Genomic DNA, 12,744 nt, shown 5'->3' on the forward strand with positions numbered 1-12,744 from the left:
CCGCTGCCTCGCCATATGGTGCCGGGATGAGCAAGCATCTTCTCCTTGGCCAGACCTTAGGCTTTTCCGGTAATCCGCTGACGGAAAACTGGCGTGATGTCACCGATTTTGACAGCGCTGGCGGCGTGTTGATTGATGGCGACAGAATCGCGGAGACCGGGAATGGTGCCGCCATGCAGGCGAAGTACCCGGACGCAGCCATCACCGATTATGGCGATGCCCTGATCAGCGCAGGCTTCGTCGATGCCCATATGCACTATCCGCAAACAGCGATCATCGCGAGTTGGGGCAAGCAGCTGATTGACTGGCTCAACACCTATACGTTCCCTGAAGAGGCGCGTTTCAGCGATCCGGCTTATGCCGATCAGATCGCAAACCGAACGCTGGATCTCGCTCTGGACCACGGCACCACCACCCTGACCAGTTTTTGCACCATCCATCCGACAAGTGTCGATGCGTTCTTTGGCGCGGCCGCTACCCGCCATATGGCTGTGGTGGCTGGCAAAACCTGCATGGACCGCAACGCGCCTAACGATCTGCGCGATACTGCGCAAGGCGCCTATGACGACAGCAAACGCCTGTTGAACGCCTGGCACGGCAAGGACCGCGCGCAATACGCCATCACCCCTCGATTTTCGCCAACCTCAACGCCGGATCAACTCAATGCGCTGGGCGCGCTCTGGGCGGAATATCCTGATTGCCTGATGCAGACCCATCTCAGCGAGCAACTCCCGGAAATCGCCTGGGTGAAAGACCTGTTTCCAGACGCCCGCGATTATCTGGACACCTATGAAGCTTTCGGATTGCTTGGGGCACGGGGGCTCTACGGCCATGCCATCCATCTGGAGGACCGGGAGGTGGCGCGATTGCGTGAGGTTGGCGCGGCGGTCATCCATTGTCCGACGTCAAACACCTTCATCGGCTCGGGCCTGTTTGACCTGATGGGGCTGGCCAAGGCTGGCCTGCAGGTCGGGCTGGCGACTGATACAGGCGGTGGATCGTCATTTTCCATGCTGCGCACGATGGCCGCCGCCTATGAAATTGGGCAACTGCGCGGGACCGCATTACATCCGGCGCAACTGATGTGGCTGGCCACCGAGGGGTCCGCGCAGGCGCTGCAGATGAATGGCCAGATTGGCCATCTTGGCGCGGGGGCCATGGCGGATATCACGGTTCTCGACCTTGCCGCGACTTCGGCCATCGCCCAACGCAGCCAGCAGGCACAGGATATCTGGGATGCACTTTTTCCCACGATCATGATGGGCGATGACCGATCCATTGCAGATGTGTGGATTGCCGGGCAGCGGTATGAGCGCGGTGAAAGCCAATGACGCGGGTAAGATCAATACTGATATCCACGCTGTTGCTGACGTGGCCTTTTGTAGTCGAAGCAGAAAGTACACGGATTGATGCATACGGTTTCAGCATATCGCTGCCGGACGGGTTTGCTGCGACGCAAAAGGATGGCGGTGTGCAGCTGGCGCAGACCGGCATGCGACGTACCGTTCAGCGGTTGGAGATCTTCACCCAGGATCAGCCATTTCAGACAGCCACGCGACAATTCACCCTGCGCGATGTGGCAGGCTTTGATCACCCATTTCTTTCTGCAGTCGAACGGCTTGGCGCCGGTTCAGGCGGAACAGAGTACAGGCTGACGGCAGTTGGAACGGATAACACCGGTCAGACCGTGGTGATGATCGCGCAGGATCAACTGGAAATCGGCACGCCCGGCTTTGCGTTCGCGTGGGACGTACTGGCCAGCTATCAACCACGATAAATGCGCGGGGCTCAGGAGTTACTCGGCCAGCCGCGCGGCCAAGGTATTCTGGCGGTTAATCACCTTGTCCAAATCAATTGTCTGCATTCGGCCATCTGCAACAACCTGACGGCCTTCCACAAACAGGTCACGAACCTTTGCCGGACCGGCCAGAACCAGCGCGGCCGGGTCCCACGACCCTGCATTCTCAACCGCCCTCGCATCCCACACTGCGATGTCCGCCCGCTTGCCAACAGCAATCTGACCACAATCATCGCGCCCCAGCACGGCAGCCCCGCCGCGCGTGGCGATCTCCAGTGCTTCGCGGGCGGACATGGCATCGGCCCCATTGGCTACTCGCTGCAACAACATCGCTTGCCGGGCGTCGGCCACCAGATTGCCTATATCATTGCTGGCCGATCCATCCACGCCTAGGCCGACGGACACGCCGACATCACGCATCTGCCGCAGTGGCGCGATGCCCGAGCCAAGGCGGCAATTGGAACAGGGGCAATGGGCGACACCTGTCTGCGTGCGGGCGAACAAATCAATCTCTTGCCCATTCAGTTTCACACAATGCGCATGCCACACGTCATCGCCGACCCAACCCAGATCTTCAGCATATTGTCCGGGACGGCAGCCGAATTTCTCGAGTGAATAAGCGATGTCCTCATCATTCTCGGCCAGATGTGTATGCAGCATCACACCCTTGTCGCGGGCCAGAACTGCCGCATCGCGCATCAGATCACGACTGACGGAAAACGGACTGCACGGTGCCACGCCAACACGGGTCATCGCCCCTGGGCGCGGATCATGAAACGCATCGATCACCCGAATGCAGTCTTCCAGAATGACGCGCTCTGCCTCGACCAGACTGTCCGGCGGCAGACCCCCGTCATTTTCGCCAATGCTCATCGCGCCGCGGGTGGCATGAAACCGCAAACCAATCTCAGCGGCGGCAGCAATCGTGTCATCCAGCCGCGCCCCATTGGGAAACAGATACAGATGATCCGAGGTCAGCGTGCAGCCAGACAGTGCCAGTTCCGCCAATCCGATCTGGGCTGACACGAACATCTCTTCCGGGCCAAAACGCGCCCAAATCGGATAAAGACGCTGCAACCACCCAAACAAGAGCGCGTCCTGCGCACCCGGCACCGCGCGGGTCAGGGTTTGATAAAGATGATGATGGGTATTGACGAGACCCGGTGTGATGATGACCCCGGTGGCGTCAAAAACATCTGCATTTTCAGCGGGCAGATCAGCCCCAATGGCCGCGATCACGCCGTCGCTGATCAGAATGTCCGCGTTCGCCAGTTCGGATCGCGCGTCATCCATCGTCAGGATGACGGATGCATTGCGGATCAGCAGGTCAGGCATTTATCGCATCACGCAGGACCGCCAGAGCGGCGGCATGTATCTGGGCATTTGCCGCGGCCAGCGCACGACCACCTTCATGGGCCGGGCCACCATCCCAATCGGTCACGATGCCGCCAGCTGCCTCGATAACGGCAATAGGGGCCTGAATATCATAGGCATTCAACCCCGCCTCAATCACCAGATCGACCTGCCCTGCCGCCAGCAACGCATAGCCATAGCAATCCATGCCATACCGGGTCAGCCGGGCCTGCGCAGAAACGGCCTGAAAGGCCCGCATCTCATCAAGCGTTCCAACTTCTGGAAAGGTGGTCAGCACTGTCGCACCGGCCAGATCGCGAGTTGCCCGCGTCCGCAGCGGCAATAGGCCCAATGGCCCCATCATTTCCGCCAGGCCCAGCCCACCGGCAAATCGCTCACCGATATAGGGCTGATCAATCAGGCCGAAGATCGGTCCGTCCTTGTCTGCCACTGAAATCAGCACACCCCAGGTCGGCGTACCGCTGATATAACCACGGGTTCCGTCAATCGGGTCAAGCACCCATGTCAGATCGCTGCTACCCTGAAAATGGCCGAATTCCTCGCCAAGAATTGAATCGTCCGGTCGTTCCCGGCCAAGAACGTCCCGCATGGCCTGCTCGGCGGCGCGATCCGCTTCGGTCACCGGATCAAAGCCTTCGCCCAACTTGTTATCGGTCACCAGATCGGCAGTGCGAAAGTGGCGCAGAGTTTCAGGGCGCGCCGCATCTGCCAGCAGATGGGCAACCCGTATCAGGTCGGCATTGAACGCTTTGTCTTTGAACACTGTGCCATTCCCATCCACACCGGCTGTCACCGTTTGCGGTAGCGCGGGGCAGATGGGATGGTCAAGCCCGTGTCAGGCTGCTTCGCTCAGCACCCGCGCCAGGTCAAAAAGGCGGCGACGCTGGTTTTCTGGAATTGCATAGTAAGACCGCAGAAGCTCCAACGCTTCCTTGTCGGTCAGGATATCACCCGGCATATCACTGTTGTTGCTGTCTGCCGGAGGTTGAGTATCGAGGCCTTCAAAGAAAAATGAGACAGGCACGTTCAACACCTTTGCGATGTCCCAAAGCCGCGATGCACTGACGCGGTTCATACCTGTTTCGTACTTCTGGATCTGCTGAAACTTGATACCAACTTTTTCCGCCAACTGCTGTTGGGTTGTGCCGCTCATCCAGCGGCGGTGACGGATGCGCTTACCTACATGTACATCTACCGGATGTTTCATTCGTTTATTTCCTTAGTTAGAAAGCACGCGGCAACATGTTGCCAGTGCCCGATGCAGCGTTTAGCGCTTGGTTGAATCTGCAAGCGCGTCCTGCTTGATGATGTGCATGACACCATTCAAGCGTAACACGCAACGGTTGCAGCAGCAGACCTGACCTTAAAGACAGGTTCATGATGACACTTTTTACGCGACCGGTCAAAGCCGGCATCCTTTCATCTGCTGCGATGATTGGGCGATAAGGGTTAATAAAGCCATACCAAGAAGGATTCGTTTATGCGCACATTTCAGGTTTCATCGTTCAATAACGCACCAGAGGTTACAAATGTTCCCGCTCCGACCGCAAAAAAGGGGGAGGTCATTTTGGATATCGAAGCGTGCGGTTTGAACTTCGCGGACCTGCTGATGGCCAATGGCACGTATCAGGACACGCCGACCCCTCCCTTCACACTCGGGATGGAGGTTTGTGGCACTGTGGTTGCACACGGCCCGGATGTGTCCACGCCGCCGATCGGGACCCGTGTGGCCGTCTTTGGGGGCAGCGGCGGCATGGCCGAACAGGGTGCATTCCCGGCAGCGCTTTGCCGACAGGTGCCAGACAAGATGCCGTCAGAGGTCGCGGCAGGTTTCATGGTGGCTTACGGCACCTCTCACTTGGCTCTGAAACGGCGGGCGCAATTGCAGAAAGGTGAAACGTTGCTGGTGCTGGGCGCGGCGGGTGGCGTCGGGCTGACGGCCGTCGAAATCGGCAAGGCGATGGGGGCCACCGTCATCGCCGTCGCGCGCGGTGCGGAAAAGCTGGCCGTCGCAAAAAATGCGGGCGCGGATCACCTGATCGACAGCACAACCGACGACATCAAGGATGCAGTCAAGGCATTGGGCGGGGCCGACGTGGTTTACGATCCCGTCGGGGGTGATGCATTTAAGGCAGCATTAGGTGCGTGCAACCGTGAAGCCCGCATAATCGTCATTGGTTTTGCCAGCGGCAAGGTTCCCCCGATCCCGGCCAACATCATTCTGGTCAAGAACATCACGGTCATCGGCTTCTATTGGGGCGGCTACCTTGGCTTTCAGCCCAACGCGCTGATCGAGAGCCTCGGCGAATTGATGGAGTGGTACGATCAGGGGCGCCTGCAGCCGCATATTAGCCATGTTTTACAATTGGATGACGCGGCGCAAGCGCTCGAACTGATGCGCAGCAGGCAGTCCACCGGCAAGGTGGTTATCACGCCGTGACCGGCACCCGCATGGTGTAAAACCCGTCCCGCACGAACTGTGACAGGTCGGCGACAACCGGTCCGTCATTGATCGATGCGCTATACATATTCACGTTAACCTCCAGCAGACGCGGCAGACTGCCACCATGATTGATCGCTTCAAAATGGTGCGACGCGGTGCCTTCCAGAATAGTGTGCACTGCCAAATCAGCGCTGACTGTGGCCTCGATTGTGCGTGTTGACTCGCTCTCGACGGCCATCTCCCAGGGGATTCCGACAGCATCCAGCCGCCGCTGCACGTATTGCCGAAAGATACAGCGCTGCTCAAAGGCAAGCCGCAAAGGGCGCTGTTTCCACGCCTGCCCGCCCGGCGCGCCAACCCAGATCAGCGGCACCTTGGCCAGTGTTTCGCCGCCGGTTCCAACGCTGTCTTCAGTCGTCAGGATGACGTCAATCTCCCCCCGATTGAATTGCTCGACAAGCTTTCTTGTAAAAGATGAAACCAGATGCACCCTGACCCTTGGATAGGCCGCCGCGAACCGGCGGAGCACCTTGGGAATGACCGGGTAGATAATGTCATGCGGCACGCCCAGCGTGACCTCGCCTTCAAACTCGATCGCGGTCAGTTTGCCATAGATTTCGTCATTCAAGGCGAGCATCCGCCGGGCATAACTGAGCATCTGTTCACCCTGTGTTGTCAGGCCGATAGATCGTGCGGAGCGGTCGAGCAATGACACGTTCAGAGATTCTTCCAATCGTTTCAGCTGCATGGAAACAGCCGACTGCGTCAGGTTCAAAAGCCCTGCCGCCTTGGTCACACCGCCCGTGTCAGCAACGGCTACAAAGGATCGCAAAGCGGTCATATCCAGATTTCTCATTTCATCACCATAGCTGATACAAGACCCATCAAACATTCATTTTTATCATATGAGGTTCGCCGCTATATATCAAGCATTCTAATGATAACCACACAAACCATCACGAAAGGACAGGATATGATCACTGTCACGACTCAGGAATCCGTTAATGCGCGGTGCGGTGTGGCGCGGCCCGGGCTTTGGCGACGTATTGGCCGCTTACTGGCCCTGTCCCGGCAGCGCCGCGCGCTCGCCCGGCTTGACGACCACATGCTCAAGGACATCGGACTGACCCGTCATCAGGCTTATACAGAAGCACAAAAACGGGTTTGGGACGTCCCCGCCAGTTGGCGGGACTGATCACGAAACAAGCGGACCTGCGACATTCCCGCCCAAAACAATCAGATTTAATGATCTTGGTGCCGCGCGCCCTTGAAAACGTGCGGGTTTGTGCCAATATCACGCGCAAGGATGCCGGCTCGCGGCGCCACTGTTATATCTGGAGGTCTAAATGGCTCAATACGAGACAATGAAAACGGTCGGCGGGGTCCGCGCGGCCGCTATTGATGAGGGCTTGCGCGCTCATATGAACAAGGTCTACGGCACAATGTCCGTGGGCATGCTGATCACCGCCGTGGCGGCATGGGCAATTGCCGGTCTTGCGGTCACAAGTGACCCGACAAATGCGACCTACGCTCTGCGTGATGGTCAGTACCTGACCGGGCTTGGCGTGGCGCTCTATGCCAGCCCGCTGCGCTGGGTTATCTTCTTTGCACCTCTGGCCTTTATCCTGTTTGGCTGGGGCGCATTGCTGCAACGAGGTTCGGCGGCGGCTGTACAGCTTGGCTTCTTTGCCTTCGCTGCGGTCATCGGTGTATCGTTCAGCTCGATCTTTCTGGTCTACACGCCATACTCGATCACGCAGACCTTCCTGGTTACCGCAATCGCCTTTGCCGGTCTCAGCCTTTATGGCTACGTGACCAAAAAGGATCTGGCGCCGATGCGGACGTTCCTGATCATGGGCGTGATCGGTCTTCTGGCTGCAATCATCGTGAACCTGTTCCTGCAGTCTGACGCGATGATGTTCGCGATCGCCTCGATCGGTATCGTGTTGTTCGCCGGGTTGACCGCTGCTTACACGCAGCAGATCAAAAACACCTATGTGGAGCATGCAGCTGCCGCAGATCAGGAGTGGATGGACAAAGCCGCCTTTGACGGCGCGCTCAGCCTCTACATCTCGTTCCTGAACATGTTCCAGTTCCTGCTCTACTTCATGGGACAGGAATAACCGGACTTCAGACGACAAGAACACGAAAGGGCGGGTCATCCCGCCCTTTTTTGATTCCTTACAGAAGAGGTAGATTGAGCAACGTGCATATGTTGCCGCCATCATCTTTTCACCGCTGCAAAGCAACAGGCTTGGCAAGCGGTCACGACAAAGTCCGAAAACAGCACCCCACTCCAGCATGCTAGGCTCTCCACGGCGCTGGTGCGGTCGGGGCGCATCTAATAAAAGTATCAATATGCCCCACTGTGTATCCTCGCTACAGCTATTCCCAATAAAACATGGCCTATACTGCCTTACCCTATACCATTGCGCCCCAAGATACCCCACATGTTGAAGGGGACCAAAACGGGGACCGAATGGCAAGGACTACAAATGAGCTGACCAGCCAAGCCGCCAAGTCAGCAGCGGCCGGCAAGCATGGCGATGGCGCTGGGCTTTGGCTCTACAAGCGCGATGACGGCACGGCTCGCTGGGTGCTGCGCGTCACGGTCTTTGGCAAACGCAAGGAAATGGGTCTGGGCGCATTCCCCGCAGTGTCTCTAAAAGAAGCCCGCGAAAAGGCTAACCATTGGCGCAAGGTTGCAGCGGATGGCAAAAACCCTATCCGCGAACGAGAACGGGAGCGACGTGACGCCGAACGTAGCTTGCATCTTTTGTCTGATATCGCCGCTGATGCTTTTGAAAGCCGCAAGGCTGAACTCAAAGGCGACGGAAAATCGGGACGCTGGTTTTCCCCGCTTCAACCGCACGTCCTGCCCAAGCGGGGTAAAATGCCAGTCTCGGAGATTGACCAACGCGATATCCGTGATGCACTGGCCCCTATCTGGCATGAAAAAGCCGCGACCGCCCAGAAAGCTATGGATCGTCTAGGCATTTGCATGCGCCATGCCGCTGCATTGGGCTGAGAGGTTGACGTCCAAGCCACCGACAAGGCCAAAGCATTACCAAGCATGCGACGCCATACTGTAACCAACGTCCCTGCTCTGCATTGGCAAGAGGTACCCGCCTTTTACCAATCATTAGACGGGGCAGCATTGCTGAATTAGCTTTGCGGTTGCCCATTCTGACGGGGTCGCGTTCCGGACCGCTGCGCAACATCCACGTTGACCAAATCAATGGTGACGTTTGGACAGTGCCCGCAGAGGATATGAAGGGACGCAAAGGCGCGACAAAGGATTTTAGGGTTCCACTTTCGATAGAGGCCCAGCGCGTTATCGCAGAGGCCCGCAAATTCGCCCGTGACGGGTTCCTGTTTGCAGGCGCAAAGCGGGGCGTCATTTCCGATATGACAATGACAGCACTGATGAAGCGGCGCGGCTTAAAAGAGCGTCCCCACGGTTTCAGAACATCTCTGCGCGTTTGGCTAGCAGAGACGACGAACGCACCGCATGACGTGGTTGAAATGTGCATTAGCCATGTCGTCGGGCCTAAGGTAGTGCAGGCTTACAAACGGACTGATTTCTTGGAGCAAAGACATGCACTAATGGAGCTATGGGCTTCGTTCCTTTGCAGCAGACAGGGCGGCCCCACGCCCATGAAGGTAGTCGGTTCGAATGGCTAACGACGATTATAGCCCTGATATTGCCCCGATTGATTGCGCGATGGAACTGCTGAGTGACATTGAGGAAGCAAACGAAACCCCGATTTTGGATTTGTTTCAAACGTCATACATCAGGTTGGCTCTTATGCTCTGCCCTGGCGTCAAGACAATAATCCCGTCTCCCAATGTGATCTATTATGAAATAGAAGCAGTGGCGGCTTCGGACATAAGCATCGCGGCGACTGGCAACCCTGAAGCATATGACATGCTATCAGAGATTTGCCCTGCCAACATTTACACGGGTCAAGCTATCCCAAAGGAAATGCGCGCAATCTGCAGTCAGTTGGTTTGCGGCCAGTTCAAGCCACCGTCGCGGCGTGACTGCGAGTGTAAATTCGTCTTGCACTCCACAGGGCCCTGGAAGCCTGAACCATTCGGCATTGAGGACTTCGCGACGCAATGTGCCGTTGAAGCTTTCGTCATGAACGTTCTCCCAAGGCGATCCCGGGTAGATCTGGATCGGCTTGGCTTGTGATTTTGAGAGTCATTGCCGGATTGGTGACAAAGGTTCGTATCGTCGTCGAGCGCGAGACCAAGCAAGGCGAGGCGGAAGGGACCGAGCAATAGGATGCTTCCTAATGAAGGAAGGGCCAACCATTGTCAGAGGATGGCCGGTGCCATCTGGCTGGACGCGCTGGAACTGAAGGTCGAGATCGTGGGCTAGACGACGTTCAACAGGTGGGAATTTCACCATAAATAGTAGAGAACATCCAGGCGCACCGTGTCACCAGCACGATCACGGCCACCAATCCCCAAAGGGAAATGCCCGGCAGCACAACCCAATATTGTGCCTCCTTCGGCAAGTCCCATCCCGCCGCGCGGACTGCCCACAAGCAGACGATCTGCCAGTAGAAGGTGATGCCGAGTGCCGCGCCGAGGATCGGACCGCTCCATGCGGCATCCAACAAATGCCCGGCAAGCCCGAAGGCGAGCATCGGCGCATAGATAAGATCCGCCCCGGCGAAGCCTTTGAAGAAGGCGACGCCGACCTCGGTAATGCGGTCTGCCGGTTCTTGGGTGCCCATTCTCACGCCAAGCGAATAGTCGAATGCCGAGATGCATTGCGCAGCGACAAGGTAGAGAAAAAGCAACCAGCCGGGCACTTGGATGATTCAGAAAACGATACGCGTCATGTCATGTCTCCTATCCTCACCACCAGCATCACGACCTTTATCAAAGCATGGCCGAGCAAAGCATTTGATAAAAATCAACATGACCCTGCTATCGCCACGCTAAGTCACGCCATCGGTTACAATCCCTATTGGCCCGCACCGATCAAATCATTTGTGGGGAACTGAAACCGCTTCAGGCGTCGTGCCGATTGGCAACCTGTTGGTGCCGCCTTCAAGAAGCACCGGCTTGTGATGGAGACACGGTATGTCAAACCTACGAACGACTGTCTCGCAAACAGTTTCCACTTTAGCAGAGGCGCTTTCGGGAGGACCATTCAGCAGCAAACCGGACGGCGCGACGTTCACAGACCCGTATCACCCGTTTCGATCAGAAGCCTTGATGCAAGAGTATCTGGCGTTCTATGACGCGCGCGCCATGCGGTGGCCAATTGCATCGGAAGAACGGTTGGTTGAGACGACTTCCGGCACAACATTCCTCAGAGTCCAAGGGCCGCCGGATAGGCCACCACTGGTTCTGTTGCCCGGTGATTCCGAGAATTCGCTTGCGTGGATACCAATTATCGCGACCCTGTCCGAAACCTATCGTACCTATGCGCTGGATCATATTTATGACTGTGGCCGCAGCACATACAGGCGGCGGATGGGGCGCGCCGCAGACCTGACGCAATGGCTGGATGAAGTCCTGAAAGCGCTTGAGCTTAACAAGCCGCATCTGATGGGGCACTCCTTTGGCGGCTGGCAGGCCGCGCTTTATGCGCGTGATTACCCGGATGCACTGGTAAGCCTCATCCTGCTCTCACCGGCTGCGACTATTCTTCCGCCCTCAATGGGCCTGTTGGCGCGCGCAATCCTGCATGGGCTTTTGCCAATCCGTGCCTATACCAAATACTACATGTACTGGTACGATCCTGTCGGGGCCGGCGACAACCAGACCCGCCCGATGATCGACGAATTGATTGAAGACGCTATGCTGGCCAGGCGCTGCTTCAAGCGTCGAAATCTTATCTTGCCGAGTGTGCTGTCAGATGATGATTGGCAATGCATCAAAGCGCCGACGCTTTTCCTCGTTGGTGCAAATGAGATGACCTATCCGGCTGAGGAAGCGATCGCCAAACTGCACCGCATCGCACCCGAAATCCAAACCGCAATCGCGACGGGAGCAGATCATCATCTGACGATCGTCAAACCCCACTGGCTCACGGATAAAGTACTCGGATTTCTGAGCGATCAAGAGGTGGCAAAACAATCAGCGTCCTGAACGGCTGGCTTGACACGATCTGGCCAAGCATCCGCAAGACAGCAGCAGCACAGAAACGAATTGCGTCCTGCCCGGTTATACTTGCTTTATCAGGTCATCGAAGGGCAACCTCGCCCGCGCGCTGAACAGACCTTCGGGTTTTCCGGTGCCTGCGCCGATCACCAAAGTGGGCTCAGCCCTGCTTGGCAGCCCGAGCAGCTTTCTGATGCCGCGTTTGTCGATCCCGCCGATTGGGCAGGATTCGTACCCATGCGCCGCGAGCGACAGCATCAGGTTCTCGGCCGCCAGACTTGCCTGAATATGACCGTATACACGGTGGTCGGCCCGCGAGACGGGTCCGTTGACCGTTGGCTCACTTCGGCTCTTGTACCAAAACACCACCCTGCGCATGAGGTTATGCAGGCCAAAGCGATCCGTTTTCATCAACATGGGGATCGTATTTTCGTAGTAGTCCCGCACCGGCCCTGTCAGGGGTTTCTTGCCGTGATCGGTCATGATGTCCGTCAGATTTTTCAGGTGCGTCTGCCATAGATCACCCCGCGACACGATAATCAAAAGATCACCTGCCGTCGCCGCCGCCGGTTGGTTTAGGCAAAGCGGCGCCATGCGCTTTCTCATGTCGTCATCGCGCACCCAATAGATTTCATAGCATTGCAGGTTTGATGAACTCGGTGCGAGAATGGCGTCCTGCAAGCAGTCGCGCATGACGTTTTCGGGGATGGGGACGCCATCAAAGATCCGAATGGCGCGACGTCCGTGAACGGTTTTCTTGAAACCGGGTAGCGCGGAAGTCGTGAACGACGGATTGGGCCGCTCGTCCTTGGTGACAATGACATTGTCAAAGTCAGCCATCTCACTCAGGGGGTTTGACGGGCCTGGCATCCAAGTCGCTCCATTCCAGTTCGCCATTTCACGTCCCAAGGCTATCGCACCTAGAGCGCATGACTTTGACTTTCCTCAATCTTGAACAGGCTGCTTTTGCTAGACTTGATGCCGTTGCACCAACGTGAGGGAG

Annotated in this window: 15 protein-coding genes and 1 pseudogene; 9 read left to right on the forward strand and 7 right to left on the reverse strand. The window is 57.1% G+C overall.

Going from position 1 to position 12,744, the window contains the following annotated elements; genetic code table 11:
• Positions 1–26: 26 nt before the first annotated feature.
• Both guaD and ACFWW2_RS11825 read left to right on the forward strand, forming a co-directional pair.
• Positions 27–1,331, forward strand: coding sequence for a guanine deaminase (guaD, locus tag ACFWW2_RS11820; protein ID WP_393928280.1), 1,305 nt, complete (start codon positions 27–29; stop codon positions 1,329–1,331).
• Positions 1,328–1,777, forward strand: a complete 450-nt coding sequence (locus ACFWW2_RS11825) for a Tsi3 family protein (RefSeq protein WP_393928281.1) — start codon at positions 1,328–1,330, stop codon at positions 1,775–1,777. Before guaD ends, ACFWW2_RS11825 begins: the two co-directional genes overlap by 4 nt.
• Before the next feature lie 18 nt (positions 1,778–1,795).
• On the opposite strand, the gene ACFWW2_RS11830 is transcribed toward ACFWW2_RS11825, so the two are convergent.
• Genes ACFWW2_RS11830 through ACFWW2_RS11840 form a run of 3 tightly spaced genes read right to left on the reverse strand, consistent with a single transcriptional unit; the run spans position 1,796 to position 4,379 of the window.
• Positions 1,796–3,133 (reverse strand): 8-oxoguanine deaminase, encoded by a 1,338-nt coding sequence (locus ACFWW2_RS11830; RefSeq protein WP_393928282.1) that lies wholly within the window; start codon positions 3,131–3,133, stop codon positions 1,796–1,798.
• A complete protein-coding gene (locus tag ACFWW2_RS11835; protein WP_393928283.1) occupies positions 3,126–3,965 on the reverse strand; it encodes an inositol monophosphatase family protein in 840 nt (279 codons plus the stop codon). The genes ACFWW2_RS11830 and ACFWW2_RS11835 overlap by 8 nt, the downstream gene beginning before the upstream one ends.
• Positions 3,966–4,007: 42 nt before the next feature.
• Positions 4,008–4,379 carry a helix-turn-helix domain-containing protein gene (locus tag ACFWW2_RS11840; RefSeq protein ID WP_393928284.1) on the reverse strand — a complete coding sequence of 124 codons (372 nt, stop codon included), beginning with the start codon at positions 4,377–4,379 and terminating at the stop codon, positions 4,008–4,010.
• A 273-nt stretch (positions 4,380–4,652) separates the two neighbouring features.
• On the opposite strand from ACFWW2_RS11840, the gene ACFWW2_RS11845 reads away from it, so the two are divergent.
• Positions 4,653–5,612, forward strand: a complete 960-nt coding sequence (locus ACFWW2_RS11845) for an NADPH:quinone oxidoreductase family protein (RefSeq protein WP_393928285.1) — start codon at positions 4,653–4,655, stop codon at positions 5,610–5,612.
• Here ACFWW2_RS11845 and ACFWW2_RS11850 read toward each other — a convergent pair.
• Complete coding sequence (locus ACFWW2_RS11850) at positions 5,602–6,507, reverse strand: LysR family transcriptional regulator (protein WP_393928286.1); 906 nt, start codon at positions 6,505–6,507, stop codon at positions 5,602–5,604. The two genes, ACFWW2_RS11845 and ACFWW2_RS11850, sit on opposite strands and share 11 nt — an antisense overlap.
• A gap of 81 nt (positions 6,508–6,588) precedes the next feature.
• Here ACFWW2_RS11850 and ACFWW2_RS11855 point away from each other — a divergent pair, with 81 nt between their 5' ends.
• The 4 genes from ACFWW2_RS11855 to ACFWW2_RS11870 all read left to right on the forward strand — a co-directional run bounded on the left by ACFWW2_RS11855 (position 6,589) and on the right by ACFWW2_RS11870 (position 9,299).
• Positions 6,589–6,810 carry a DUF1127 domain-containing protein gene (locus ACFWW2_RS11855; RefSeq protein WP_393928287.1) on the forward strand — a complete coding sequence of 74 codons (222 nt, stop codon included), beginning with the start codon at positions 6,589–6,591 and terminating at the stop codon, positions 6,808–6,810.
• A gap of 151 nt (positions 6,811–6,961) precedes the next feature.
• The gene (locus tag ACFWW2_RS11860; RefSeq protein ID WP_393928288.1) at positions 6,962–7,738 is read left to right on the forward strand and encodes a Bax inhibitor-1 family protein; all 777 of its coding nucleotides are present in this window, start codon (positions 6,962–6,964) and stop codon (positions 7,736–7,738) included.
• Positions 7,739–8,094: 356 nt separating this feature from the next.
• A complete protein-coding gene (locus ACFWW2_RS11865) occupies positions 8,095–8,643 on the forward strand; it encodes an integrase arm-type DNA-binding domain-containing protein (protein ID WP_393928289.1) in 549 nt (182 codons plus the stop codon).
• A gap of 149 nt (positions 8,644–8,792) precedes the next feature.
• The gene (locus tag ACFWW2_RS11870) at positions 8,793–9,299 is read left to right on the forward strand and encodes a tyrosine-type recombinase/integrase (RefSeq protein WP_393928290.1); all 507 of its coding nucleotides are present in this window, start codon (positions 8,793–8,795) and stop codon (positions 9,297–9,299) included.
• A gap of 406 nt (positions 9,300–9,705) precedes the next feature.
• Here ACFWW2_RS11870 and ACFWW2_RS11875 read toward each other — a convergent pair.
• A pseudogene (locus ACFWW2_RS11875) lies at positions 9,706–9,795 on the reverse strand (integrase core domain-containing protein); the annotation flags it as partial.
• A 214-nt stretch (positions 9,796–10,009) separates the two neighbouring features.
• The gene (locus ACFWW2_RS11880) at positions 10,010–10,441 is read right to left on the reverse strand and encodes a hypothetical protein (protein ID WP_393928291.1); all 432 of its coding nucleotides are present in this window, start codon (positions 10,439–10,441) and stop codon (positions 10,010–10,012) included.
• On the opposite strand from ACFWW2_RS11880, the gene ACFWW2_RS11885 reads away from it, so the two are divergent.
• Both ACFWW2_RS11885 and ACFWW2_RS11890 read left to right on the forward strand, forming a co-directional pair.
• On the forward strand, positions 10,442–10,636 hold the full coding sequence (locus ACFWW2_RS11885; protein WP_393928292.1) for a hypothetical protein: 195 nt from the start codon (positions 10,442–10,444) through the stop codon (positions 10,634–10,636). It abuts the gene before it with no gap.
• 79 nt (positions 10,637–10,715) lie between these two features.
• Positions 10,716–11,729 carry an alpha/beta fold hydrolase gene (locus tag ACFWW2_RS11890; protein WP_393928293.1) on the forward strand — a complete coding sequence of 338 codons (1,014 nt, stop codon included), beginning with the start codon at positions 10,716–10,718 and terminating at the stop codon, positions 11,727–11,729.
• Positions 11,730–11,804: 75 nt separating this feature from the next.
• Here ACFWW2_RS11890 and ACFWW2_RS11895 read toward each other — a convergent pair whose 3' ends face one another.
• Positions 11,805–12,611 carry a nitroreductase family protein gene (locus ACFWW2_RS11895; RefSeq protein WP_393928294.1) on the reverse strand — a complete coding sequence of 269 codons (807 nt, stop codon included), beginning with the start codon at positions 12,609–12,611 and terminating at the stop codon, positions 11,805–11,807.
• Positions 12,612–12,744 lie beyond the last annotated feature (133 nt).

This window comes from Yoonia sp. R2-816 (assembly GCF_046762905.1).
GTDB lineage: Bacteria > Pseudomonadota > Alphaproteobacteria > Rhodobacterales > Rhodobacteraceae > Yoonia.

Coding starts and splice junctions, on each gene's coding strand:
- ACFWW2_RS11865 (WP_393928289.1), top strand. CDS start 8,095: ATGGCAAGGACTACAAATGAGCTGACCAGCCAAGCCGCCAAGTCAGCA.
- ACFWW2_RS11845 (WP_393928285.1), top strand. CDS start 4,653: ATGCGCACATTTCAGGTTTCATCGTTCAATAACGCACCAGAGGTTACA.
- ACFWW2_RS11850 (WP_393928286.1), bottom strand. CDS start 6,507: ATGTTTGATGGGTCTTGTATCAGCTATGGTGATGAAATGAGAAATCTG.
- ACFWW2_RS11840 (WP_393928284.1), bottom strand. CDS start 4,379: ATGAAACATCCGGTAGATGTACATGTAGGTAAGCGCATCCGTCACCGC.
- ACFWW2_RS11860 (WP_393928288.1), top strand. CDS start 6,962: ATGGCTCAATACGAGACAATGAAAACGGTCGGCGGGGTCCGCGCGGCC.
- ACFWW2_RS11830 (WP_393928282.1), bottom strand. CDS start 3,133: ATGCCTGACCTGCTGATCCGCAATGCATCCGTCATCCTGACGATGGAT.
- ACFWW2_RS11855 (WP_393928287.1), top strand. CDS start 6,589: ATGATCACTGTCACGACTCAGGAATCCGTTAATGCGCGGTGCGGTGTG.
- ACFWW2_RS11890 (WP_393928293.1), top strand. CDS start 10,716: ATGTCAAACCTACGAACGACTGTCTCGCAAACAGTTTCCACTTTAGCA.
- guaD (WP_393928280.1), top strand. CDS start 27: ATGAGCAAGCATCTTCTCCTTGGCCAGACCTTAGGCTTTTCCGGTAAT.
- ACFWW2_RS11825 (WP_393928281.1), top strand. CDS start 1,328: ATGACGCGGGTAAGATCAATACTGATATCCACGCTGTTGCTGACGTGG.
- ACFWW2_RS11895 (WP_393928294.1), bottom strand. CDS start 12,611: ATGCCAGGCCCGTCAAACCCCCTGAGTGAGATGGCTGACTTTGACAAT.